General features: G+C 40.9%; 23 protein-coding genes, 1 tRNA gene and 1 pseudogene. 14 read left to right on the forward strand and 11 right to left on the reverse strand.

Translation table 11 applies throughout. The annotated features are described in order from the left end of the window. Positions 1–33 precede the first annotated feature (33 nt). The 4 genes from MUO14_RS11185 to MUO14_RS11200 form a co-directional block, all read right to left on the reverse strand. Positions 34–495 carry a hypothetical protein gene (locus tag MUO14_RS11185; protein ID WP_244755289.1) on the reverse strand — a complete coding sequence of 154 codons (462 nt, stop codon included), beginning with the start codon at positions 493–495 and terminating at the stop codon, positions 34–36. 76 nt (positions 496–571) lie between these two features. Then, positions 572–1,270, reverse strand: a complete 699-nt coding sequence (locus MUO14_RS24305) for a DUF3231 family protein (RefSeq protein WP_255822202.1) — start codon at positions 1,268–1,270, stop codon at positions 572–574. A 64-nt stretch (positions 1,271–1,334) separates the two neighbouring features. Further along, positions 1,335–1,580, reverse strand: coding sequence for a DUF3231 family protein (locus MUO14_RS24310; RefSeq protein ID WP_255822193.1), 246 nt, complete (start codon positions 1,578–1,580; stop codon positions 1,335–1,337). Between the two features lie 305 nt (positions 1,581–1,885). Continuing rightward, a complete protein-coding gene (locus tag MUO14_RS11200; protein WP_244755290.1) occupies positions 1,886–2,869 on the reverse strand; it encodes a TDT family transporter in 984 nt (327 codons plus the stop codon). A gap of 529 nt (positions 2,870–3,398) precedes the next feature. Between MUO14_RS11200 and MUO14_RS11205 the strand changes: the two genes are divergently transcribed. The 5 genes from MUO14_RS11205 (at position 3,399) to MUO14_RS11225 (ending at position 8,208) form a co-directional block, all read left to right on the forward strand. Next, the gene (locus MUO14_RS11205) at positions 3,399–5,510 is read left to right on the forward strand and encodes a BglG family transcription antiterminator (RefSeq protein WP_244755291.1); all 2,112 of its coding nucleotides are present in this window, start codon (positions 3,399–3,401) and stop codon (positions 5,508–5,510) included. 24 nt (positions 5,511–5,534) lie between these two features. Next, positions 5,535–5,801 carry a PTS sugar transporter subunit IIB gene (locus MUO14_RS11210; RefSeq protein ID WP_244755292.1) on the forward strand — a complete coding sequence of 89 codons (267 nt, stop codon included), beginning with the start codon at positions 5,535–5,537 and terminating at the stop codon, positions 5,799–5,801. 30 nt (positions 5,802–5,831) lie between these two features. Then, entirely contained in the window at positions 5,832–7,199 is a 1,368-nt protein-coding gene (locus MUO14_RS11215) for a PTS ascorbate transporter subunit IIC (RefSeq protein ID WP_244755293.1), read from the forward strand. Between the two features lie 212 nt (positions 7,200–7,411). Further along, the gene (locus tag MUO14_RS11220) at positions 7,412–7,606 is read left to right on the forward strand and encodes a hypothetical protein (RefSeq protein ID WP_244755294.1); all 195 of its coding nucleotides are present in this window, start codon (positions 7,412–7,414) and stop codon (positions 7,604–7,606) included. A gap of 134 nt (positions 7,607–7,740) precedes the next feature. Further along, positions 7,741–8,208 carry a GNAT family N-acetyltransferase gene (locus tag MUO14_RS11225; RefSeq protein ID WP_244755295.1) on the forward strand — a complete coding sequence of 156 codons (468 nt, stop codon included), beginning with the start codon at positions 7,741–7,743 and terminating at the stop codon, positions 8,206–8,208. Between the two features lie 102 nt (positions 8,209–8,310). Here the strand turns inward: MUO14_RS11225 and selA are convergent, their stop codons facing one another. The 4 genes and pseudogenes from selA to selB all read right to left on the reverse strand — a co-directional run bounded on the left by selA (position 8,311) and on the right by selB (position 11,980). Beyond that, positions 8,311–9,720 carry an L-seryl-tRNA(Sec) selenium transferase gene (gene selA, locus MUO14_RS11230; protein ID WP_244755296.1) on the reverse strand — a complete coding sequence of 470 codons (1,410 nt, stop codon included), beginning with the start codon at positions 9,718–9,720 and terminating at the stop codon, positions 8,311–8,313. Between the two features lie 98 nt (positions 9,721–9,818). Next, a pseudogene (locus tag MUO14_RS24760) lies at positions 9,819–10,007 on the reverse strand (Rdx family protein); the annotation flags it as partial. Positions 10,008–10,079: 72 nt separating this feature from the next. Then, positions 10,080–10,916 (reverse strand): SelB domain-containing protein, encoded by an 837-nt coding sequence (locus tag MUO14_RS24585; RefSeq protein WP_318036032.1) that lies wholly within the window; start codon positions 10,914–10,916, stop codon positions 10,080–10,082. After that, entirely contained in the window at positions 10,913–11,980 is a 1,068-nt protein-coding gene (gene selB / locus MUO14_RS24590; RefSeq protein WP_318036033.1) for a selenocysteine-specific translation elongation factor, read from the reverse strand. Before selB ends, MUO14_RS24585 begins: the two co-directional genes overlap by 4 nt. Before the next feature lie 166 nt (positions 11,981–12,146). On the opposite strand from selB, the gene MUO14_RS11240 reads away from it, so the two are divergent. The 7 genes from MUO14_RS11240 (at position 12,147) to MUO14_RS11270 (ending at position 17,978) form a co-directional block, all read left to right on the forward strand. After that, positions 12,147–12,243: transfer RNA gene (locus tag MUO14_RS11240), tRNA-Sec, on the forward strand. A gap of 147 nt (positions 12,244–12,390) precedes the next feature. Beyond that, positions 12,391–13,380: a glycosyltransferase gene (locus MUO14_RS11245; RefSeq protein ID WP_244755297.1), complete on the forward strand. Its 990-nt coding sequence runs from the start codon at positions 12,391–12,393 to the stop codon at positions 13,378–13,380. A gap of 63 nt (positions 13,381–13,443) precedes the next feature. Further along, positions 13,444–14,493: a selenide, water dikinase SelD gene (selD, locus tag MUO14_RS11250; protein ID WP_244755298.1), complete on the forward strand. Its 1,050-nt coding sequence runs from the start codon at positions 13,444–13,446 to the stop codon at positions 14,491–14,493. A 286-nt stretch (positions 14,494–14,779) separates the two neighbouring features. After that, a complete protein-coding gene (phnD, locus tag MUO14_RS11255) occupies positions 14,780–15,688 on the forward strand; it encodes a phosphate/phosphite/phosphonate ABC transporter substrate-binding protein (protein WP_244755299.1) in 909 nt (302 codons plus the stop codon). Between the two features lie 11 nt (positions 15,689–15,699). After that, on the forward strand, positions 15,700–16,455 hold the full coding sequence (gene phnE / locus MUO14_RS11260) for a phosphonate ABC transporter, permease protein PhnE (RefSeq protein WP_244755560.1): 756 nt from the start codon (positions 15,700–15,702) through the stop codon (positions 16,453–16,455). A gap of 73 nt (positions 16,456–16,528) precedes the next feature. Beyond that, positions 16,529–17,281 carry a phosphonate ABC transporter ATP-binding protein gene (gene phnC / locus MUO14_RS11265; protein WP_244755300.1) on the forward strand — a complete coding sequence of 251 codons (753 nt, stop codon included), beginning with the start codon at positions 16,529–16,531 and terminating at the stop codon, positions 17,279–17,281. A gap of 82 nt (positions 17,282–17,363) precedes the next feature. Further along, the gene (locus MUO14_RS11270) at positions 17,364–17,978 is read left to right on the forward strand and encodes a polysaccharide deacetylase family protein (RefSeq protein ID WP_244755301.1); all 615 of its coding nucleotides are present in this window, start codon (positions 17,364–17,366) and stop codon (positions 17,976–17,978) included. A gap of 97 nt (positions 17,979–18,075) precedes the next feature. On the opposite strand, the gene MUO14_RS11275 is transcribed toward MUO14_RS11270, so the two are convergent. The 3 genes from MUO14_RS11275 to MUO14_RS11285 form a co-directional block, all read right to left on the reverse strand. After that, positions 18,076–18,279, reverse strand: a complete 204-nt coding sequence (locus MUO14_RS11275) for a thioredoxin family protein (protein WP_255822194.1) — start codon at positions 18,277–18,279, stop codon at positions 18,076–18,078. Positions 18,280–18,480: 201 nt separating this feature from the next. Then, positions 18,481–19,248, reverse strand: a complete 768-nt coding sequence (locus MUO14_RS11280) for a TlpA disulfide reductase family protein (RefSeq protein WP_318036034.1) — start codon at positions 19,246–19,248, stop codon at positions 18,481–18,483. A gap of 69 nt (positions 19,249–19,317) precedes the next feature. Then, positions 19,318–20,034, reverse strand: a complete 717-nt coding sequence (locus MUO14_RS11285) for a glycosyltransferase (protein WP_244755302.1) — start codon at positions 20,032–20,034, stop codon at positions 19,318–19,320. A gap of 365 nt (positions 20,035–20,399) precedes the next feature. Here MUO14_RS11285 and MUO14_RS11290 point away from each other — a divergent pair, with 365 nt between their 5' ends. Continuing rightward, entirely contained in the window at positions 20,400–21,860 is a 1,461-nt protein-coding gene (locus MUO14_RS11290; RefSeq protein WP_244755303.1) for a helix-turn-helix domain-containing protein, read from the forward strand. A 1,169-nt stretch (positions 21,861–23,029) separates the two neighbouring features. Then, positions 23,030–24,700, forward strand: a complete 1,671-nt coding sequence (hutU, locus tag MUO14_RS11295; protein WP_244755304.1) for a urocanate hydratase — start codon at positions 23,030–23,032, stop codon at positions 24,698–24,700. The last annotated feature ends 1 nt before the right edge of the window (position 24,701 follow it).

Raw genomic sequence — 24,701 nt, forward strand, 5'->3', positions numbered from 1 at the left:
TCAAGTTGTATGGAGTTATGTATAGAAGAATAATTACTTAGCATTTCCCCATTTAATTATGACCATTTTTATAAGGAACCCAACTCCTAATCCCGGGATTACAGAAAGTATAGGTAACCAGATCGGCCCCCATAATACCCCTAGTACCTTTGTGTTTGAGAACATAATTCCAACCGTAACAAAATATGCAGCAAAGACAAAAGGCAAAAATGAATAGGGGCTTCTCCCTCCTCCAGCATCTTTATAGGCGTCCCACATCGCAAAGAAGTACAAACAAGGATAGAACATTATCCAGCCATAGTTCACCTGCTCTATTGCAGCTGCCATGTCACCACGGAAACTTAACATGATCACTGTATTAAAATTAGCTTGAACATTTATCAAAAATTCAAGTGCAACCAATAGGATACCTTTAAGATATCTACCATTTAACAACTGGCCAAACCCGGGCAGAGCGATACTCCAGAATAGTTTCTCAATAGAATTTTTTCCCATTCATAAGCACCCTCCCACGTTTTCTGCATGATAATGAAAGAAAATTACTAAAGACGAAGAAACCTTCCCGTCCTCATTACATCTTCCCATCTTTTGCTAATTGGTCGTGATCGATCATCCTCGGTGGCTCTTCCATCCAACCGTTTTCAATCAGTAAATTACCCCCGTCTTCAATATATTTGCCTATTTCACCCATAAGCCTAACGTAAATGGCAGCCAGGTCACGCCTAAAAGTCGTCGATATGCTTGTCCCATAATAAGCTAAACCTACCGAGTTTGTTGTAGTGACTTGGAACAACATCAACTTGTCTGAAAAAGGGGCGACAGTCGAATCAGTTACAGGATCCTCCCAAACCGTTGATGCCGGTAACTGATGCTTTTGTAACTTCGTTGTAAAGATTTGCACATGTTTTGCAGCTATTTCTTTTCCTCGTGTCATATATTGTTGCACTTGTTTTGACTTTGCAACTTGACTAAACCCCGTTAAATAATTAGCACCGAGTGCATTTCGTTGTAAATTCGCATAAAGATTGGCAATTTCTAGTGATAACAAAGGTCTTTGCTTTCCAATCCAACCCGACATAAAATTTTGTTTCGTTACGTAATACACCTGATCAGGTGTATCAATATAAGGTGACCGGGTATATATACCTTTTGATTCCAATAGATCAACAGCCTTATCGTGAAGTTTATCCGACTCTATCAGACATTCAGAAAAGTAATCACGGATATCTTTACGCGCACATAACGCCTTGCCTTGTGCATACATTTGCATCCCTATTTGTGCCGTCTGTTTCACATTGTTTAACAAAAATTGGTCTGAAAATACCGAGGTGCCCCTAAATTAACATCCTGATCATTAAAACCATGGGGAACTGGACGATGATCCCTTGAAAAATAGCGATTAGCTTAGGAATATGTGCCTCAGACAGCTTTAAAGCTTGTTTTATCACCGGTCGAATATCAGAGTCTTCAACAATTTGTAAAAAGTATTTCATCGTACAAATGGTCATGCTGTCCTGCATGTAACCCATCCACAGTTGTGAAAGTTCTGATGAATTTAATCTAGGGTCACGTTTCGCCATTTATTAAACCTCCCAACAATGAACATTACTGTCTACTGCCTTTTTTGGATGATACGTGCTAGTTTCGACGTTGCTCGCGTGTCATGGCGACCTTAGTCGACCTTCTAATGTGGCAACTTTTTGAACACCCACTAAGAGAAAAAATATTAGAAAATAATCAAGTTCACCCTTATCGTTAAAGGTTATTAAGTAGTCTGCTGCATACTGAACAAATTATTCTATTGTGACCAGATTCTAATCCAACAAAAAAAGACTCCCAATCCTGGGAACCCTCTGACAACTATTCGACTAGCAAGGAGAGAAACTCATATGGCCTTTTCCCTCATTTTCCCATCGAAAAGACTCCACTTTGAGTCAACCCAAAGCACAATTTCAGCCATAAGAACAATAAGTACGACCCACGCCCAAATCGATAAAAATTCCGCGTGGAAGTTATATAGCACATTCTGATAATGAGGATTACTATGCATCGTCATCGAAAACGCGTAAAACATCCCAAACGTAAAATTCCGCGACCATTGGCTGATATTGTAGGTAAATAATCCTTTTTTCCAACCTAATTGCCTTACCCGCTTCACAGCACGCATTACTTCCACCACTTCAATTGAAAGCAATAACCCAAACACTATTAGCCAAAAGACCATTAAAAATAGAGAGCTGCCTACATTAGCTGAGACAAGAGCCAATCCTGAAATCGATAACGCGCCATGAATGATACAATTGGTATTCGTCCAATGATCAGCCAACGTCCATTCCGCTTCCTTGCCATAACGAACGGCGATTAATATCACCCCACAAAGGTAAAAAGTTAATCCAAGCACGATCACCACATTGATCAATACATTCGGGAAAAAAGGAAAAAAGTTAATCCACATAATCACCACCGATTGCGTGGCCACTGTTGATAATAAAACGACCCCATGAATAGCATGATTCGTGGGACGTGCAAGTAACTGTCTAAAGTTATACCCACAACTTACTAAGAAAAGCAGCCAAAGAACTGTATTCACAACAGCGATGATCTGCACGATCAACGTTACTGCCGGATAATATTTTTCTAAGACATTACATATGACAGACATTCCAGCAATCCATGTTCCCATGGTGAAAGAGTTCACAGGATTCTTCAAAAAAGGGATCAAAAAATCACGATCAAAAAACTGCCTTGTCAGCCCTTGGTAAATGTTCAAGCTGATAAGAGCTAGTCCTACCGCAAGAATCCCTCCCACCCTCCGCTGCAAAAAAGGAAATGCATCAATCGCGGCAAATAAAAATATCCCAATTGCCATAATTATCGCTCCTGATGCTGGGTTCATTGTTTTTAAATTTCTTCTGCTAACCATGATCGTGACACCCGCTTCTTTCTTTAATCCATTCTTTCATTATACGACTATTTGCACGAGGAAAAAAGACAACTTCATTTATCGGTGCTCATTGAAGGCACTAATCACACCTAATAGAAAACGCTGTTCTGTCATCTTACATCCTTCTGGAATTGATCCTGATCCCTTGTACGTCTCTCCATCAGCTGATACTTGTCAGCATGCAGCGAATTCCTTTTTTTGGGGGTATGTGAAATCCTTACTCTGATTCATCACAACGCTAAGTTCGTTTATAACTTCCATCGCCCATCACATCAACAAATAAAAACACTGTCCAAACTTGCAAATTTAAGTTATACAATTTATGCACAATGAAACCACTTACAACCTTAATAAATACGCGTTATAATAACAGCATAGGATGATCATCAACTAGTAATCAGTATAGTTTTGCAAATTTAAACAATTAGCAATTAATGGATTAAGGGGGATCCCCATGGTTTTGGATAAAAGACGTGCACACTTATTATCCATCATTCAACAGTCTGCCGCTCCCGTATCAACAAAGGAATTGGTAGAAAAAATGAAAGTGTCTCAACGAACCATTTACTACGATCTCGATCAAATTAATAGTTGGCTGACAGAACAAAGACTCGATCCAATTGAAAACAAACATGGAAAAGGAGTCTTTTTGCCTGATCGATCTAAATACAAGATAGTGATTGATAATGAGAAAAGTTTTGAGGATTGGCATTACCAATTATCTAAACAAGAACGTGAATTACTCATCAAGGCTAAAATTTTGTTAGAAGAACACGACGCCTCTATGAAAAGATTCATGGAAATTACGAGTATGAGTCGAGGTACGGTGGCTAAGGCTCTTCAAGCCATCAAACAAGAATTTCAGCAGCAAGGTTTGCATTTGTATTATAAAAAGGGGATGGGCTATCACCTCAATGGCTCTGAGGAAGCCAAGAGAAAGATGCTTTCTGACGTCCTATCCACTATCTTCTCTCATAGAGAATGGTGGAACGTTCGTAATGAAGTTCATAGAATGATTCAGCCCGAATCAGACGAAATTTCAAATCAAACCGATCAAAGAAATCATGTAAAAGGGCTTCTTTATGAAGCAGAAGAAGAAATGGGATTGACTCTCACCGATGAAATGGTGGAGATATTATCTTTACAAATATTAATTATAAAAAAACGGGTTCATTTACAGAGATTCATCCATGTGGATTCAGAAGAGAAGGAAGTACTTCAACAAACGGAAGCCTATCAAGCTTCCATGCTTATTACTCAAAAGCTTGAGCATTTATGGAAGGTTACATTTCCGAATGATGAAATTTGCTTTATTGCAATGAACCTCCTCGGCTCCAAAGTGCAGCACGATGATTTCAGTCGATATACAAGACAGGAATTAGCAGGGCTGAAACAGGTGGTTCAACGGATGATCTCTGACTTTCAATCCTATTCTTGTGTAATTTTTGACGATAGAAAAGGACTTGAGGAGAATCTTATCTCGCATATTAAGCCAACTTATTATCGGCTGAAATATGGCGTACAAATCGCTAATGAGCTCTCAGACAGTATCCAGGAAAACTATCAGGATATCTATCATTTAACAAAACGTGTCATCATGCACTTAGAATACTATGTCGGTCAACCAATTCCAGACGAAGAAATCGCCTATATCACTTTACACTTTGGAGGCTGGCTCACAAAAGAGAAGAAAAGGGTAGAAACGAAGTTCAAAGCCATTATTGTCTGTGAAAACGGAATAGGCACCTCTAACATGCTTAGAACACAATTAGAAAATTTGATTGCAGGGCTAGATGTGACAGCCACACTTTCAATGAGGGAATATCAGTCCAATGACTATCCTGCAGATATCATCTTTTCTACTAATTTTATTAAACCAAAGAACACCCCTGTTATACATGTTCCAGCTATTTTAACAAATCTTGAAAAGGAGCATGTCATGCAAAGAATGAATGAGCTTTTCCATTCTAAAGGCCTTCCTACGAACTCTACTGACCATGTAATAGATGTCGTAGAGCGTCATGCAACTGTTCATGAAAAAGATGAACTTAAGAGAGCTTTAAACCAGTTATTGGAGAATAAACCTTTCGGAACAAAGGAGTTACGAAAAGCTATGCTCAATGAATTATTAACAGACCAAACCATCCAATTTAAGGACTCTGTACCGAGTTGGGAGGAAGCGATTACTTTTGCTGCTCAGCCATTGATTGACCAGCATTCCATTCACTCCCATTATGTTGATGCAATGATTGAAAACGTGAAGGAGTTAGGTCCTTATATAGTAATCGCTCCACGAATTGCCATCCCCCACGCCCGTCCTGACACAGGGGTGGAACGCTTAGGGATGAGCCTGCTTCGACTGAGGGAGCCTGTCTATTTTTCTAATAAAGAAAAGCATCGGGCACAGTTGATTATTGTACTGGCTGCGATCGATAACCAGACTCATCTAAAAGCGCTGGCCCAGCTCACTGAAGTTTTATCGAACGAGGAAAATGTGAACCAGTTAATTGAAGCACATGACAGCGATAGTGTGATCCAGTTGATTAATCAATATGTTCAAGCGTAAAAAAACAAGAGGAGGAATTTGAAAATGAAAAAAGTATTAGTTGTATGCGGAAACGGACTAGGAAGCAGTATGATCGTTGAGATGAATGTAAAGGCCGCTCTAAAAGATATGGGAAAAGATGCCGAAGTATCTCATACAGATCTAACAACAGCCAAGACAGAACAAGCGGATTTGTTCTTAGGTTCAGAAGACATTGTGGAAAGTCTTGAAGACGGAAACAAAAATGTGGTCAAACTGAAAAACTTAATGGATAAGAACGAGCTCCGCGAGGCACTAGAGAACAATTTGTAATTCAAATCTGAAACCAAAGGGGCGTTACAAATGGTTGATTTAATCATGAAGGATATCTTGGGTACTCCTGCCATCCTAGTTGGTCTATTTGCACTAATCGGTCTGCTGGTTCAGCGCAAGAACTCTGGGGATGTCGTTTCGGGGACACTGAAAACAGTGATGGGTTTCGTCATTCTCAATGCAGGTGCCAATGTACTTGTTCAATCCTTAGGTCAATTCAGCAGTATGTTTGATGAAGCATTTGCTGTAGAAGGTGTCATTCCAAACAATGAGGCCATCGTTGCCTTAGCTCAAGAAAGCTTTGGGACAGAGACAGCAATGATTATGCTGTTTGGTATGATTGTCAATATTATCTTAGCACGATTTAGTCCTTTTAAATATATCTTTTTAACAGGTCATCATACAATGTTTATGGCATGCCTAATTGCCGTTATCTTAACTACTGGCGGTTTTTCCGGAGCTTCTGTAATCATTCTAGGTTCCATTATATTAGGAGCATTGATGGTGCTTTCACCAGCCATGCTTCAGCCCTTCACACGTAAGGTCACTGGTTCTGATGATTTTGCAGTAGGGCATTTCGGCTCCATTGGATATTTTGTATCAGCTTGTGTTGGAAAGTCTGTAGGAAAAGGTTCGAAGTCTACCGAAGAAATTAAAGTGCCTAAGTCACTAGGATTCCTGCGCGATACATCTGTATCCGTATCTTTAACGATGGTTATCCTATTCTTCATTGTTGCTGGATTTGCGGGTCCTTCTTTCGTTGAAGCAGAGTTAAGCGGAGGGCAAAACTTCCTCGTGTTCGCCTTTATGCAAGGTCTTACCTTCGCGGCAGGGGTGTATATCATTCTAGCTGGGGTTCGTATGCTACTAGGGGAAATTGTACCGGCATTTAAAGGGATTGCGGATAAAGTCGTTCCCAATGCAAAACCCGCACTAGATGCTCCAGCTATTTTCCCTTTCGCAGGAAATGCCGTGATTATTGGCTTCCTTTGCAGCTTTGTTGCTGGGCTTGTTAGTATGCTATTCCTTCCTCTTCTAGGTCTAAGTGTAATTGTTCCCGGATTGGTGCCGCACTTCTTCACAGGGGCAGCAGCAGGGGTCTTCGGAAATGCAACTGGCGGTCGTCGAGGAGCTGTGTTCGGTTCCATGGCTAATGGGATAATGATTAGTTTCCTGCCGGCATTATTACTGCCTGTACTTGGTTCTCTCGGCTTCCAAGGAACCACGTTTGGAGATGCAGATTTTGGTGTTGTGGGAATTGTTCTCGGAAATCTCATTCGTTTAATTCAGTCGAACATGATCGTTGGGAGTGCTATACTTGGATTGTTGGCTTTACTTTTCTTATTAGGATGGAAAACAAAAACAAATGAAAATAAAAGCGACATTGATGCAGCTTAGATATATATTTAAGGAAATCTCGAGGCCTAATCAGGTGCTCGAGATTTTTTCAATTAGTTAAAAACGCTTTGAGTGCCCATTCCTACCTCTAGTAATGTTCTCAGCACCTTTAGTGCTATCCCATGACGTGAAGGGAGACTGTTACTCTTGCCTATTTCATAACGGAACATATAAACTTGATAGACAACAGTTTGTATAGGAGGACTTCCATCATGATCGTTTCAGGAACCATCCGTTATAACCATAATCATATAGATTTTGAAGTTAAGCTTCCTCAAGGAGAAATTAGTGAGGAAGCCAGCCTTGACCCTGAGTCTACCCAAACTATTATCGACGCAGTTAATCGAAAATATCGTGTGAAATATCCTTCATTAAGTACATTGGATTCTTTAGAGATAAAAGGGTAATTCTTCTCTATAGTTAACCTGCATAATGCCTGTTCCTGTGTGTTTAAAATAACAAGGAACAGGCACTTTTTTGTTCATTGCCCTTTAAATAAGCGATAATGGATAGTACATAGTTAGATAAGGGAGCGTGTAGTATGAAGGCAATTTTAGAAGCTAAACCAGAGGATGCTTCAGAAATCCTGCACATTCAAAAGCAGGCCTATAGAAGTGAAGCTGAACTATATAATGACTACGACATTCAACCATTACAACAAACCGTATCAGGTGTAGAAAAAGACTTTGAAAGCAGTTTTATACTTAAGTATGTGCTCGATGGCAAAATTGTCGGTTCAGTGAGAGCCTCAAAAGAAAACGGAACCTGCCACATAGGGAAACTAATGGTCGACCCTGACTTTCAGGGCAGGGGAATCGGCAAAGAGTTGATGCGAGAGATTGAAGGCAGATATGAACATGTACGTTTTGAATTGTTTACAGGAAACAAGAGCATCAAAAATATAGCTTTTTATGAGGGACTTGGCTATAAAGGGTACAAAACCCACCAGCTACCAAGAGAAGATACTGTCTTTCTATTCATGGAAAAAACCCACTCCAAAATTAAGTAAATGGAATAAAATTCCACCTCAGGTCATCCAAATTATGGATGACCTGAGGTGGAAAATACTGTATGGAAATACTCCTCATATAAAAGACTTAGACTCTTTTTCCTATTGTTCTACCCCTACGTCTAAAAATCCTTCCAAGAGCTCCGGCATTTCCTCGTTTACAATGGTCCGAAAATCGACACACACCCGTCCATCCTGAATCCGTGTCACGATAACGGGGATATGGGCCCGCAGTTTTGCTGCCAGCTCATGGGCAGAATATCGATTGTGCTGTACGGCAGCAACAAAGGTAGGAAGATGTACACTAGGCATCGTTCCCCCTCCTACTTGGGAGGTGCTTTCTGCAATGTCCACATGATAGGAGGATGTTTTGGCTTGCAGTTCATTCGAAAAGGTTTCCGCTTGTCTCTTAATATCTTCATGTGTCCGAGTAACATCACGTAGAGTCGGGAGTTCTTCGGTTGGCGCATCGCCTAACACGTATGATTTTAGTGTCTGCTCTAGTGCGGCTAGCGTCATTTTGTCGACCCTTAGTACTCGTGCTAACTGATGTTTTTTCAGCTTTTGGATAAGATCCTTGTTCCCGGCGATGATACCAGCCTGGGGCCCACCTAATAACTTATCGCCACTAAAGGAAATTAGATCAACACCTGAGTCAACCATTTCCTTCACAACGGGCTCATCACCTATTCCATGTTGTTTAAAATCATAAAGGGATCCGCTCCCCAAGTCCTCATAAAAGACTAAGTCCCGTTCGTTTTTTAAATTAACCAGATCTCCCGTATCGACAGATTCTGTAAAACCAACGGTCATAAAATTGCTCGTATGAACTTTCATAATCATGGCGGTTTCACAACTTACGGCATTTTCATAGTCGAACAGGTGGGTTTTATTTGTTGTTCCTACTTCTACCAAACGAGCACCACTCTCTTCCATAATCGATGACACACGAAACGACCCGCCAATTTCTACAAGCTGGCCGCGGGAAACGATGACTTCTTGCCTCTTCGCCAATGCACTTAATACGAGAAAAACAGCCGCCGCATTATTATTAACCACCATCGCCGCTTCTGCACCCGTTACCTCTTTGAGCAAGTCTTCAATAATATCATGACGGGAACCGCGTTTGCCTTCAGCTGCTTTATATTCGAGATTTGAATAATTCCGGGCCACATCTGCCACATGCTGAACAGCCTTTTCGCTCAATCGTGATCGCCCTAAATTCGTATGTAACACTGTACCCGTCGCATTAATGACACGTCTCAAACGATCCCGTGTCCACTGCTGAATCCTTCCCTCTACACCTTGAAAAATGGCTTCCTCCATACCATCATTAAAGAATTCTTTTGAAAAATTATGATTCAAGATCTGTTCCCTTATTTCATTGATCTCTTGTTGAACAAATTTTGTTAACTGCTCTCTAGCGATATCAAATTTAGCTAGGATGCTTTCAAACCGATCCTGCTTTTGTAGTTCATGAACAGGCGGCAGCTGCCGTAAATATTGTTTCATATCCTCGAGCCTCCATCATTCTCTCTAAATTCACGGAGAAGCTTAATTCTATAAAAAAGGTGCCTCAAAATCTGATTCCATGAGGCACCTTTTAACGGTCATGCTTGTTTCTCCATTATTTCAATCATTTGATTCACTTCGGGGTATTCTCCCGTTTCAAGCTTAGAATAAATCTTTTCACCATTAACGCTGATTTCAAATGCCCCTCCCGAACTTGGGATCAGTTCCATAGCCGTAATTTCAGTGCGAAAATGAGTGAATAACTGTTCCGCAAAACTTGCGGCTGTTGGTGCATAGTTTCACTGCATGCAAAATTCAATCGTAACTTTATAACTCATCATGTCCCCCCCTTTTTAATCCTACCCCTGGCTTATCCATTTCCGTTTATCTTCTATACGGGTAGTGATTTTTAATTGATCAAGCAATTCTAAGAACGGAATTAAATATTTCCTTGATACAGCTAAAGTATCCTTTGCTTCTTTTATACCAAACGTATCATTAGTTTGTTCTCTCAGTGTCTTTAAGGCACCATCAACAGCTGATTGATGGATAAGTCTATCCTCCATGAACCGATAGGCTTGTTTTGTCTGTACAAGGTAAACAGCTAACTCGTTCGCATCCACTTTCGATAGTGGTGTATCCGTTACATACTCCTCCCATTTCTTTACGGACACTCCATCCTTTTCAAGAGTAGCAATGACTTCTAGCATCCTTTGTTTCCATTGTTTAGGTAAATCCGGGTAAAAGCCTGCTAAGGAAACGAACTGCTCTTCTTTTTGTACATCACCATCCTCAACGAACTGATTCAGGCTATATTCGACAAACGATTTTTGATAGATTTCACTAAACAACTGAACAAGTTCTGCTTTACTCATTCCTAATCTCATCGGAAAGGTCTGGTGATAATCCTCAAGCTGTGTAGTCATTTCATCCTTAAGCTTATTAAACGTTTTCGTTAAACTATATTTTTGCCTACTAACCTCGATCAGATACCTATCCTCTACTCCTTTAGTAATGGCCTCTTTTACCACATGCTCATCCAAGGAGGTATGTTGAATCAGTTGTTTGAGATCAAGCAGTGTATGCTTGCTTAATACACCCTCAATCAGATCTCCTGGGGTACTTTCTTTCTTACCGTGAAGCATTTCGATTGTTTCTTTGCCAAAACGATATTTAGCCCCTTGAGGCTGAATCACCCAGCCTCCCCGATGGTTTCAATAGGAGTTGGGCGCCTTAAAATGAATCGATCACCACGCCGAACAACAACTTCTTCATTCAATTGAATTTGACACAGTACTTCTTCGCTTGTCTTGTTCACTTCATTTCTGTCAAAAAAAACAATTCTCCCCATTACTTCAGATGTTCCCACATGAATTTTCACTGGCATCCGTTGTTTCACAGGCGTTGTCAGCTCGTCAACAAACCTAAGTGAAACATCTATTTTTTCCGTTACTAAGAAGTGATCTGAAGCGACAAGCACATCGCCACGGCTTATATCCTCTCTGGCGATCCCACCGAGGTTAACCGCCGTCCTTTGACCCGCCAGTGCCTGCTCTTGGTCTTTATGATGGACTTGTATTTGACGAGCCCTCACCTTATAGTCATTGGGAAGCAACCTTAAATGACTCCCCTTTTGAACGACCCCTTCATAGATGGTCCCCCTGACGATCGTACCTTGTCCTTGGACAGTAAAAACTTGATCGACAGGCAACCGGAACGAGCCGTAAGCATCGCGACTTTCTACCGACTCTAACTCGCTTAACAATGTCTGCTTCAGGTTGTCTATTCCCTTGCCTGATACGCCATCAACATAAACGAATGGAGCCTCATGAAAAATGGTCCCAGCAAGCCCCTCTTTAATATCTTCCGTCACAAGCTCTAACAGTTCATCATCGACACGATCAATTTTTGAAATGGCAACGATACAATGCTCAACCCCAAGAAACTCCAATATTTCCAAATGCTCTTTCGTCTGTGGCATAACACCTTCATCCGCAGCAATTACAAGCACGACGAGATCAATCCCAGCAACACCTGCAATCATTTGGCGAATAAATCGCTCATGTCCCGGGACATCCACGATCGAAAGGTTAACCCCAGCTGCTATCTGTAGGGGGGCATAACCCAACTCAATCGAAATACTTCTTTCTTTCTCTTCCTTCAATCGATCTGTATCCACATTACTCAATGCTTTTGTTAGTGTCGTTTTTCCATGGTCAATGTGGCCCGCCATGCCAATCGTAAAGTACGTATCGTCCATTATCTGTCACCCGTTTCTCTAAGTTACATGTTACCTCTATCTTAATAAGGAACGAAAACTGGTTCAAGTTAATCGCTTTACCTTCGAAACATAGATTTTGCACCTGAAACTTATTTTCTTGAATTAAAAAATGGATTCTGTGTATAATGTGATTGTTCTATTATATGGGGTTGGATGGGTGACTGGTGTTCCCCTGGGTCTTCAAAACCCTGAGGGAGGCGCGTGCCGTCTCCGGTGGGTTCGATTCCCACACAGTCCCGCCATACATATTAAGTAAAGGGTAGTTTAGAATGTACTCCTTGGAAAAAGAGGTCGTCAATTGGACGATCTTTTTTCATGAATAAGTGAAAGATAAAACGAGTGACACAGTAATTTGATCTCATAATAATGAACTAAAGGATGGGTAGTAAATGAGAGTTTTATTGGCCTCACCCAATTTTCATCAACCACGAGGCAACACCGTAACTGTCCAGCGTATAGCGAACAGCCTTGAGAAATTAGCTGTTGATACAGAGATTATTTCCACTACCGACAAGGAATGGACAACTCTTCCTGAAGCAGATATTGTTCATGGCTTTCATGCTTATCATTTTTATAAATTTATCCAAAAATTAGACAAGATGCCGAATCCGTATATGGTAACGATCACTGGTACTGATCTCAACCATGACTTGTTTGATGAACATAAGCGGGAAGATGTTTTCGCATCATTAAAAGGGGCTAAAGCCATTCACGTTTTTGATGATAAAGCAAGAGAGGTGATCTCTAACGAATTGTCAGAGGTTGAAGATAAAATTTTTACGATTGCACAAGGGAACAGTGATTTTCCAATAGAAAAATCCCCCCTTGAAAAAGGAGAAAATACGTTCCTGTTTGTTTTACCGGCTGGAATCAGGAAAGTTAAAAATGTTCCTGAGGCTGTTGAGATGATGAGCAAACTGCATGACAAGTTCCCGTCTGTACGCCTTTGGTTAGTTGGACCAATAATTGAAGAACAAGAGGGGAAAGCTGTAGAAGAGCTTGTTCGTCAACATGATTGGATCGAGTACTTGGGTCAAGTAACTCACTCAAGTATGGGAGCCATTTACCAATCTGCTGATGCTGTATTAAACACATCCCATACGGAAGGACAGTCTTCCGCTATTATCGAAGCAATGGGGTATGGTCTACCTGTTTTGGTATCAAATAATTCAGGGAATCGAAACATTGTTACACATCATAGAACAGGTTTTGTTTATAAAACTCCAAACGAATTTCTTGATTATGGTGAACAAATCATTAATAATAACGAGATAAAACAAAAGATTGGACAGCAGGCTAAACAATATATTGCCGATCACCATTCAAGCTCCTATGAAGCAGATCACTTCCTCAAGATCTACGAAAGTATCCTGAGTTAGATTCGGCCGTTTGCCTCAAGACTTTTTCTTGTTTTAAACCTTTTATGAAAAGGAGAGTGTATGATGTCTAGTAATGAAAACGTTAAGTTAACTTCACTATCTAGTAAAGGTGGCTGAGGCTGCAAAATTGGTCCTGAAGACCTGACGCAAGTTTTGCGTCACTTACCAAAGTCTGTAGCTGACCCAAATTTACTTGTCGGATTGGACACATCCGATGATGCAGGTGTTTATAAGATAAATGATGAAACAGCCCTAGTCCAAACCCTGGATTATTTCACTCCAATCGTAGACGACCCTTATATGTTCGGCCAAATTGGAGCGGCTAACGCCTTAAGCGATGTTTATGCGATGGGCGGCAAGCCGATCACTGTCATGAATATCGTTGGCTTTCCTATTAATACATTAGATAAAAGTATTTTAGCTGATATCCTGACTGGTGCATCTGACAAAGTGAGTGAGTCAGGCGCTGTCTTAGTCGGAGGACATTCCATCGACGACGAAGAGCCGAAGTTTGGCCTGTCAGTTACCGGAACGATTCACCCGGAAAAAATTCGAGCCAACGTAGGAGCGCAGCCAGGAGACCGCCTTATTTTGACCAAGCCGATTGGTGTGGGCATCCTAACAACAGCTATAAAGAAAGACTTGATCAATAAGAAAGAACTTGAGGAAGTCATGAATGTTATGGCTGAATTAAACAAAAAAGCTGCCGAAACTATGGAAAACTACACGGTTAACGCATGTACAGACGTTACCGGTTTCGGACTGCTCGGTCATACGCTTGAGATCGCTAAAGGTAGTCAGGTTGGTATAAACGTATCAAGCAAAGATGTTCCGGTTCTGTCCAAGACAAGAGAGCTGGCTGAACAAAATATCATTCCTGGCGGTACACGGAAGAATCATAATTGGCTTGCTGAGAGTATTGACTACGATACTACGATCAGTGAAATCGAACAGCTTATCCTTTGTGATGCTGTGACATCAGGCGGACTGCTCATTTCAGTACCTGAAGCCGAAGCCGATGCATTGCAACAAGAGCTTACGAATAACAGTGTGCAATCTTCTATTATTGGTGAAGTGACTAGTGGGAATAAAGGACGAATCCATGTCATTTAAAATAAGGACTCTACTTGAGTCCTTATTTTATAGAGGTTGTTCAAAAAGTCACCAAATGATAAACGGCGAATTTCTTCATTGCTCGGTTTTTCCGGTCCTCACGTATTAAGGGCATACGGCTTGCGGTCCTCAAAACTTTCGCGCCTCGAACTTCTTGCGACGCACAGGACGTGCTAGTGCCGACTTTGTCACAGGATGTGACGATCCTTGTCGGCGTTCTAATTTGGCAACTTTTTGAACACTCACTTATAGAATTACGATCTACCAAAAATAATGAGGTGAAAATATGAAAAAGTGGTTGATAGCGGCTTTCATACTTAGTATCGGATTGATTTTAACAGCATGTGGTGGAGGCAATGAACAGTCCGGCCAGGAGGAATCCGGAGAAGAGCAATCTGGGGAAGCATTTACGATCGGTGTCATCCCGGCTCAGACTGAAGGATCAATGGATAATGCAATGAATAAGCTCCAATCCATTCTTAATGAAAAATTGAATCGTGAAGTTAAGGTGGAAGTCTACCCGGACTATAACGGTGTGGTGGAAGCCTTGAACTACGATAAGATCAATATGGCTTATTTAGGACCGCTAACGTATGTCATCGCCCATCAAAAGAGCGGCGCGAAAGCAATCATTACTCAATTAATTGACGGTGAACCTTTTTACCATTCATACATTATTACCCACAGTGATCAACCATGGAACTCCTTAGACGAGATGCTGCAAAAGCCTGAAGAAGTCGCCTTTGCGTTTGGTGATCCGAATTCAACTTCCGGTACCTTGATCCCTTCTATCGAACTAGAGGAGCGCGGGAGTTATCAATCCAACGAAAACCATAAATTTAAATCTGTTCGCTACACAGGCTCACATGACGCATCTGCTTTAGCCGTCCAAAATAAACAAGTCGATGCTGCAGCTATTGACAGTGCTATTTTTAATCAGCTAGTCGAATCAGGAAAGATTGATAAAGAACAACTTAGAGTGATATGGAAATCAGATAAGATCTTTCAATACCCATGGGCCGTGCACAAAGATACAGATCAAGAGACAATTAACAAGCTACAGGAAGCCTTCCTCGGTATAGAGGATCAAGAGATTCTAGATGCATTTGGAGCCACTGGGTTCACTAAAGCAAGTAATGAGGATTATGAGAATATTAGGCAAGCAGCCCTTAAACAAGGAATTATTAAAGATTAGAGTTGATCATGGTGTGGTTTAAAAAACGCAACATTTTAACAGGTATTCTTCTTATAGTATTCATTTATATTAGCATGAGGCTTACTGAATTTGACTTATCGAAATTCAAGGATTTCCGTAACATGATCGATTTCCTGTCACAATGGTTTCCACCGAATTTTTCAAACCTATCAGGCATCATAAAGGATACGCTGCAAACATTGGCCATGGCATTTCTAGGCAGTCTGCTAGGGCTGTTTATTGCCCTGCCATTAAGCTTCCTAGCTGCCAGGAACACAGCGCCCTCACCATTTATTTATCATTTTGGGCGGGTATCCTTAAGCTTTATTCGGTCTGTACCAGAAATCGTGTTTGGATTAATCCTGCTGACAGCGCTTGGACTTGGGCCATTCCCAGCCGTCATCGCAATCATGCTTCATAACATCGGTGTGCTGGGTAAACTAATTTCAGAATTAATTGAAGCAGCTGATCCAGGCCCCCAAGAGGCTATGAAAGCAGTCGGGGCCAAGGGTTGGATCGTCTCCCTGTTCAGCATACTTCCACAGATTTGGCCTAATGTGCTATCCCATTACTTCTATCGGTTTGAAGTTGCGATTCGAACATCACTCATTCTAGGGTTTATTGGTGGTGGCGGAATTGGTCAGCGGTTATTTAACGATTTTCAGACCTTCCAATATCCATCTGTTTCACTAGATGTACTGGTGATTATGGTCATGGTTATTATCGTTGACCTCTTTGGCAGCTATATTAGAAACAAGGTCATTTGAATTCTTGTTTAATGATGACCTGAAGATAAAGGGAGTTCATGTCCAATCATGCGAAAGAAAGGGGGCCAACCAAATGATTGAGATGAAAAATGTCTCCGTTCGTTACCCGGGAGCAAAGCATGATGCACTATCTGAGGTCCATCTGTCATTTAATAAAGGTGATTTTATATGTATCCTTGGTAAAAGCGGTGCTGGAAAATCAACGTTTATTCGCTCCATCAATGGGTTACAGAAACTTACCCAAGGCGAAGTCTATTTTGATGGAAAGCAACTATCCAATATGAATGAAGAACAGTTGCGGCAGGTCAGGCTTGAAATGGGTATGATCTTTCAGCTTTTTAACCTCATCCCCCGAATGAGCGTGATACAGAACGTCTTAACGGGAATTTTTGGCTATCGCAGTAACTTTAAAAACTTGATTGGTTTGTTTTCCAACAAAGAATTGGAACAAGCCAAACGTGTGATTTCCGAAGTTGAACTTACTGAAATGACCAATCGCAGAGTCGAACTTTTGAGTGGCGGTCAAAAACAAAGAGTAGGAATCGCACGTGCCCTCATCCAGCAGCCAAGAGTTTTGCTTGGAGATGAACCAGTAGCCAGCCTGGATCCTGGGACGTCTAACCATATTTTCACCTTGCTCAAGGACATGCACCAACGTCTTGATTTACTGACAATTATTAATGTACACGATATCGATCTTGCTAAACGCTATGCCACAAGACTCCTAGCACTTAAAGATGGGAAAATCATTTTCGATGGCCCTCCAGAAGAATTTACAGAAAAGAATTATGAGGAAACGTACGAATCTCATCAAATCACCTTTTAATTAACGATGGGAAGTGCGGCTCCCATCAAACCATACATAATGCGAAAAAGGAGGAATAGAGATGATAAACAGTCCATGAGTAGTGGATTGCTCAAGGGTCGTGTACGACTCTAACGATTCAGATGTTGTTACTTCTGTTCAAAATAAAACCCAAAAGTCTGTTATCTTAACGTTTGATGACGGTCCAAGTAAGGTTTTAACACAGATACTTGATGTACTAAAAGCTGAAAACGTTCCAGCGGTCTTTTTTTGGCAATCTCGCCTTTTATATCCAAAAAGACCCTGGAATAGAGTATTAGATGAAGGGCATCTCATCGGTTCACACACTACAAAACACCCTAACATGACTAAGCTTACCTATGAACAACAATATAAAGAAATTCAAAACAGCATCACAAAAATTGAACAAATTACGGGGAGTCAAATTAACTATTTTCGCCCGCCGTTTGGCCAATACAACGATGATACGATCAAAGCAGCTAAACAACTGAATGTACTGACTGTCATGTGGAGAATTGCTGCCATCGATTGGGAACTAAAAGAGGATCCACAGCAAATCATTACAAATGTCGCTGATAATCTTGAGGATGGAGCAGTAATTCTCCTGCATGAACTGAAACAAACACTTGAAGTTTTGCCAGAATTGATCAAAGCAATACGAAATAAAGGGTACAGTTTTACGTTATTGGAGAAATGAGTAGGTACGGTGTCAACATATCTCCCCCTCCAAGCTAAGAGAAAATAAAAGAAGGCCTCCCGAAACTTTAAATTGGGACGCCTTCTTTTTATTGCTATTATGATTGAGCGAAATCCTTCACCTGTTCTTCTGGAGCAAATCCAACAGAACGGTTTACTTCTTCTCCATCTTTAATTAAAACTAATGTTGGAATACTTTGTACCCCAAACTGTCCAGCTAAATCTGAAGATTGATCTACATCTACATAGTAGAAATCCACATTATCAAGCTGTTCAGATACGCTTGAGACCACCGGCCCCAATTGACGACAGCCTGGTCACCAATCTGCACCAAATTCAAGCACAACCGGTTGACTCATATTTTTAGTAACTTCTGCATATTCTTCGGCAGTAATTGTCTTAGCCATGTTGAACCCTCCTTAACTTTATCATTTCATTTTAGTATATGAATTATCCTTATATCAAATGGAAAGCTCGTCATAACCTAGTTTTCAAGACGCTGGTCATGTCCCAGGGATGTAACAACCTTCTGGCCCACAAACCATCCCATCCTTTAACTGAGCCTCTTCTTGTTTTTCCTTTTCAAGTTGCCTTTGCTGCCATTCTATATCAATCGTTGGTGAGAATTTCTCCGGATAAAGGAGATGCCAGCGTTGTTTTCGAATTAAAAAGTTATCGGAATCTAGTACTAACGCTTCATCAAGTTCCTGAATCGCCTTCTCTTTTTTATCGTTCTTAGAGTATTCCATAGCGAGCTTGAATTTTTTCTCTGCTAATTGTTTCTCTACATTAGAAGGGGCGTTCTGCGGCTGATAATATTGATCATCGAATTCAACTTTCTCCACTTCTTTATTAATAAGCTGCGCTAACGATTGAACGTGTTCTTCCTCGTCTACTTTAAACCCTTGTTTAAGCAAGCGAATGGTGCCTTCTTCATCAATAAAGATTCCATTAGGGACTACTTTAAACCCAAAGTAATTGGCTAGTTGATTTTCCTCATCGACCACTGTTGGAAAGCTTATACTTTCAATGTAAGGTCTGACCACCTCAGGCCCTTGGACATCAACAGCTACGGAAAGAATTTCAAAGTTTTGACCTTTATGCTCGTCATAAAAAGATTGCCATCCAGGCAATTGTTCACGACATCTTCACCAGGAAGCCCACATAAAGATTAGTGTTTGTTTTCCTTTAAAATCGTCAATAGATACTTCTTTCCCGTCCACATTTTTTAATGCGAAATTCGGGATTTTTTCCATCAACATGCTGATCATCTCCTTTTCCTCTTTAGTTTAAAAGATTCAGCCTATTATCAAAACTATTTTGTTTGATCCTTGCATCTTTTAATTTTTGAAAGAGTCAGGCGATTCTTGAAAGATCATCTCAAAGTTCTTTTCTTCAACAAGAAATCGGTTGATACGGTATAGGCCGTTTCCAGGCGAGATTGATCGTGGAGCAAGGATGGCTGCTCTTGAGATTGACGAATTTTCTACTATAGATACGATTTCATCGCTCGCAATTCCGTAAGGGTAGGCAAAATCCTGTACAGAGATATCTAACTTATCCTCTAATACAGTGATGCTCTTCTGTAAGTCACTTTCAAAAGCTTGATATTGGATGGCATCTGCATCTACACATACTAAAAATTCTGCCGTTGAAGCAAAGCTGGCCAGCTGTAAGGCTTGGGCCTTCCCCCTATTTTCACTACAATCGACCACACGTAATTGCAGATAGATAGATGCTAGATCCTGTAATTGTCTCCCTGTTGAATCCTGGCTTCCATCGTTCACTGCAATAATTTCTTTATTTGGATAGGACAATCTACTAAAGTGGTTGATCGTTTCTTCAATCGTATCTTGTTCATTATAGCAAGGTATAAGAATACTAATTTTAGGCCATTCGATCTTGATTAAATGTATTGGAACAGGGTTGCTTTCACGACGAAAAAAAACAAAAGAGATCCGGCAATCCATAAAAGTGACATGACTAAAGGGTAAAGAAACAAGAAATTGGACCACCCATTCATAGTAGCTTTTATAAAATCCATGCTTGTTCTTCACCTTGCCGTAAGCAAACTATTATCCATAACCATGATATGTATCATTTTCGCAAGGCATACCAGCACCGATTTTAAGGTGTGGTAAAATAATCAGGCTGTAAGACACTTCTATTCTACAATATATGACAGATATTCATTGTGATGTGGGCTCACATAGTAAAAACACACCGAATTGTACCTATTATACTAGAGTAACCTCCCTTATAGTAGCCACACCGTATAATAGATTTAATGATATGGAAATAAATCCCACCTCAGGTCATCCAAAATTTGGATGACCTGAGGTGGGATTTTCCCCAATAAGATGCTATTGTTCCAGTGATACGTTAAAATGAGGGGAATAGCTTAGAAGGTAGGGTGGCTCAGATGTATAAACTATTAATTGCAGATCGTGATAGACAGGAACTTGTTGGTCTTGAGTGGCTGATTACGAAATACTCCTTCCCTATTTCAAATTCGAGGCTGGTCGATCAATTGGTTGAGGTTTTCGATGTATTGGAGAATGAAGTTCCTGATGTGCTGTGCATTGAACTTGATATGGTAGCTGAGGATAAGTGGGAAATGGTTAAGACGTTTATTGACCGGTATGCAGAAGAGGTGATCGCGGTTACCGCGGAACCTACATTTGAGCGGGCTATGCAGGCGATGGAGATTGAGGCAGTAGATTTATGGGTAAAGCCGTTATCGCCGTCACGGGTGAAGAACTCATTACAACAAGCTTTTAAGAATCTTTCCAGCCAATCGAATCCAAATAAAGATGGTGAGTCGAGGCATGCTGCCAGATATGAATCGTTATTTATTGAAGAACACCTTCCCTTCCCATACCCCGTCTACTTAGTAAAAACAGAATCTATAGCTGATTTAAGTCATTTAAGAACCTTCATCGAGCAGTTCGATTTTTACTATAAACCACTGGTGTTTTCAACGAGTGATCGGATCGCCCTCGTATTCCAGGAAACTCTTCCCGACCCTGTTAAACAGGCGCAGCGTTTCTTGAGAGAATGGGAACGTTCTGCGGGTAAACCTCTGGCAATCGTTGTTCATTCGGAAGAAAGTCAAAGGTCCCTCCACCAAATCTATATGAAGCTGCGAAAAGTAATGGAGACGACTTTTTTCACGGGTTACCAACAAGTATTAAGTTCAGGATATAACCATGATTGGACAGACATGGATCCTTTTTTAACGATGAAAGAACAGCGTAACTGGGTGTTTATGCTAGATGAAGGGCACGGAGGGGAGATCAAAACATGGATGTATGAACAATTTTTCAGCATGGAGCCGCCCTTTCCTGACCCTGGACTATTGCGGACACGCTTGACGAGTATTCTCGCACAAATCCGTCGCTTTATGATTCGCAAAGGGATCACAGATGAGGAGAGCGAGGAAAAGTACAAACAGGTGTTTGATACTATTTTATACAGTCCCGTCCTTTACCGGATTGTCCAAGATATGATTCTATTTATAAACTACTTATTAAACTCGATCGAAAAGCACCCCAACGCAGCAGGGATTGATATCATAGAAGAAGCCATTTCATATATAGAAGATCATTACGAAGATCCAACACTTTCCTTAAAGGAAGTAGCGAGACATGTTGGACGCAGCCCTTCCTATTTCAGTCATATTCTATCAAACAAGTACGAACGTTCGTTTCGAGAAATGTTAAGTTATACCCGTGTACAAAAAGCCAAAGAGATGCTGGCTTCCTCTGATGAAACGATTCAAAACATTGCTCATTCGACAGGGTTTAATAACCCTAATTACTTTAGTCGTGTATTTAAATCAACGACTGGTCAAACACCTCGTGAATACCGTAGAATTCACTGAGTACAGAATTGGGATACATAAGCCTAATAGGGACCTAATAATTGTAATTTTATCCCCCTGCAACTATTCTGATAGCGAATGAGACAAGTGTCATTTTAAAGAAAGAATTTGTGACAACAAGTAAAGTCCTAAGGGGAAAGCTCCTACCATATTTATCGTCATCATCCAATTCCCCATATCAGAGAGACCATTCAGATCCCTCGGAATAATTAACGTATGTATAGTTGGAATAAGTGCTTCGTACAAATGAATGACTGTCTGATAGCGAAAGCTCGATTTCTCTCCATCAAGGAGGAGGTTGGGCCTTTTCACTATGTACCTAGCGTTGGAGGTCGGCTAACAAGGATATTCTAATCGTTGAAAAAACACTTACTCGCTTCACCGCTTATGTCACGGATGCGTTATTAAAAAAAGAATAAACATTGGAGAAACGGCGATAACAAATAATACATAATGTGAGGAATAATCATATCTATAGCCTTTAATTAAAGTTACGTGATGCGTTATTTCAACGAGTGATACCTATGGATATCTAGTGGGGATAGTAGATTCACAGTTAGTAACCTTAATTATATTAGCCTCCCCCTTTATCGCCACGGTGCTATCAGAACAACTAACTTAGATTAATGGATTTGGTTTTACCAGATGTTCCTATTCTGAATTTCTTCAGTTAATAAGAACAAGAGATCTTCTAAGAATTCTAAGACCTCGGATCCATGATGACTAAGGTGGTTAAGCGTAGATTCATACATGACCTTTAACTCAAAGTTGTTGAAACTTTTAACTACTTCCTGAGTATCCAAGTTATCACCCCCTTCCCTGGGGGAGACAACAAAATTTTATCAATATTCGTCGTAATTTAGTACTTTTTTAACTAGGTTAAAAATAATCATATTCGTGCATCCAGTTTTTGCTTAACAGGTTATTTTAATAGAGAATATGGTTTGGTAAATATTAACCGTCACTCCAATTAATAAAAGTGCTACCCCCTTTCTAATCTAATATTTTTTTCATTTCTAAATTTAACACCTTTAATTGTAAGCGTTTTTAAGCATATCTTTACCTTTATCGAATATAAGTACATAAATTCTAAATTTAATTATCTATTTTTAAATATTGACTGTTGATACCATGTAGTTATCAGAAAAATTAAATTCGAAGGGATGAAGATGATGTCTGAAACGAAATCAGGAAAAGTAAAGCAGTATAGTGGAACAGAATTGCATACAAAGGGCTGGATCCAGGAGGCTGCTTTACGGATGCTTAGCAATAACTTGCATCCAGATGTGGCAGAAAATCCAGATGAACTCGTCGTTTATGGCGGGATCGGCAAGGCCGCTCGTAACTGGGAATGTTACGAGGCGATTGTTGAATCACTGAAAAACCTTGAGGAAGACGAAACGTTGCTCATCCAGTCTGGGAAACCCGTTGCTGTCTTTCGTTCTCACAAAGACGCACCGAAAGTGTTGATTGCCAACTCAAACCTTGTACCTGCTTGGGCAAATTGGGACCATTTCCATGAGCTCGATCAAAAAGGCTTAATGATGTACGGCCAAATGACGGCTGGCAGTTGGATTTACATCGGCAGTCAAGGCATAGTTCAAGGGACGTATGAAACGTTTGCTGAGTGTGCCAAACAGCACTTTAATGGAAGTTTAAAAAGCACAATCACCTTAACAGCTGGACTCGGTGGCATGGGCGGCGCACAGCCACTAGCTGTTACCTTAAACGGCGGGGTCTGCATTGCGATTGAAATTGATCAGAATCGTATTCAGCGCCGTTTAGATACAAAATACTTGGATATATCCACCGACAGCCTTGATGAAGCTATTCAACTGGCAGAACAAGCTCGGGGCCAGGGCAAAGCCCTCTCGATTGGTTTGTTAGGTAATGCTGCAGAGCTTTTGCCGGAAATGATTTCCAAAGGTTTCATTCCAGATGCACTAACAGATCAAACCTCGGCACATGACCCGTTGAATGGGTATGTTCCAGTGGATATGGATCTCCTAGCCGCAGCGGATCTTCGTGAAAAGAACTCCGGAGAATATATTAAACTATCAAAACGCAGTATTGCCGCACATGTTCAGGCAATGCTCGACATGCAGAAGCAAGGAGCCATTACGTTTGACTATGGCAACAACATCCGTCAAGTCGCTAAGGATGAAGGGGTAGAGAATGCTTTTGATTTCCCTGGCTTTGTTCCTGCTTACATTCGTCCACAGTTTTGCGAAGGCAAGGGACCTTTCCGTTGGGTTGCCTTATCCGGTGACCCAGAAGATATTTATAAAACAGATGAAGTCATTCTAAGAGAATTCAGTGACAATGAACATTTATGTAATTGGATTCGCATGGCTCGTGAGAAAATCAGCTTCCAAGGGCTGCCCTCTCGCATTTGCTGGCTTGGTTACGGGGAACGGGCCAGATTCGGAAAGATTATTAACGATATGGTGGCGAGCGGCAAATTAAGTGCACCCGTCGTTATTGGCCGTGACCACCTTGATTCTGGTTCTGTTGCGTCACCAAACAGGGAGACGGAATCCATGAAGGACGGCAGTGACGCGGTTGCCGATTGGCCAATTTTGAACGCGATGATTAATAGCGTAGGCGGTGCCAGTTGGGTCAGTGTTCACCATGGCGGTGGTGTTGGCATGGGCTATTCCCTTCACGCTGGAATGGTGATTGTTGCTGACGGTACAAAAAATGCGGAACAGCGTTTGGAACGTGTATTAACGACAGATCCTGGCATGGGTGTGGTCCGTCACGTCGATGCCGGATATGAACTTGCCGAAAATACAGCTCAAGAAAAAGGCATTCACATACCTATGCTAAAGAAGGACTAGG

This window comes from Halobacillus shinanisalinarum, from assembly GCF_022919835.1.
GTDB lineage: Bacteria > Bacillota > Bacilli > Bacillales > Halobacillaceae > Halobacillus_A > Halobacillus_A shinanisalinarum.

What these genes read in the sequence shown, in the direction of transcription:
- MUO14_RS11185 (WP_244755289.1), bottom strand. Translation starts at nt 495, where the DNA reads ATGGGAAAAAATTCTATTGAGAAACTATTCTGGAGTATCGCTCTGCCC.
- MUO14_RS24305 (WP_255822202.1), bottom strand. Translation starts at nt 1,270, where the DNA reads ATGCAAATGTATGCACAAGGCAAGGCGTTATGTGCGCGTAAAGATATC.
- MUO14_RS24310 (WP_255822193.1), bottom strand. Translation starts at nt 1,580, where the DNA reads ATGGCGAAACGTGACCCTAGATTAAATTCATCAGAACTTTCACAACTG.
- MUO14_RS11200 (WP_244755290.1), bottom strand. Translation starts at nt 2,869, where the DNA reads ATGGCAATTGGGATATTTTTATTTGCCGCGATTGATGCATTTCCTTTT.
- MUO14_RS11205 (WP_244755291.1), top strand. Translation starts at nt 3,399, where the DNA reads ATGGTTTTGGATAAAAGACGTGCACACTTATTATCCATCATTCAACAG.
- MUO14_RS11210 (WP_244755292.1), top strand. Translation starts at nt 5,535, where the DNA reads ATGAAAAAAGTATTAGTTGTATGCGGAAACGGACTAGGAAGCAGTATG.
- MUO14_RS11215 (WP_244755293.1), top strand. Translation starts at nt 5,832, where the DNA reads ATGGTTGATTTAATCATGAAGGATATCTTGGGTACTCCTGCCATCCTA.
- MUO14_RS11220 (WP_244755294.1), top strand. Translation starts at nt 7,412, where the DNA reads ATGATCGTTTCAGGAACCATCCGTTATAACCATAATCATATAGATTTT.
- MUO14_RS11225 (WP_244755295.1), top strand. Translation starts at nt 7,741, where the DNA reads ATGAAGGCAATTTTAGAAGCTAAACCAGAGGATGCTTCAGAAATCCTG.
- selA (WP_244755296.1), bottom strand. Translation starts at nt 9,720, where the DNA reads ATGAAACAATATTTACGGCAGCTGCCGCCTGTTCATGAACTACAAAAG.
- selB (WP_318036033.1), bottom strand. Translation starts at nt 11,980, where the DNA reads ATGGACGATACGTACTTTACGATTGGCATGGCGGGCCACATTGACCAT.
- MUO14_RS11245 (WP_244755297.1), top strand. Translation starts at nt 12,391, where the DNA reads ATGAGAGTTTTATTGGCCTCACCCAATTTTCATCAACCACGAGGCAAC.
- phnD (WP_244755299.1), top strand. Translation starts at nt 14,780, where the DNA reads ATGAAAAAGTGGTTGATAGCGGCTTTCATACTTAGTATCGGATTGATT.
- phnC (WP_244755300.1), top strand. Translation starts at nt 16,529, where the DNA reads ATGATTGAGATGAAAAATGTCTCCGTTCGTTACCCGGGAGCAAAGCAT.
- MUO14_RS11290 (WP_244755303.1), top strand. Translation starts at nt 20,400, where the DNA reads ATGTATAAACTATTAATTGCAGATCGTGATAGACAGGAACTTGTTGGT.
- hutU (WP_244755304.1), top strand. Translation starts at nt 23,030, where the DNA reads ATGATGTCTGAAACGAAATCAGGAAAAGTAAAGCAGTATAGTGGAACA.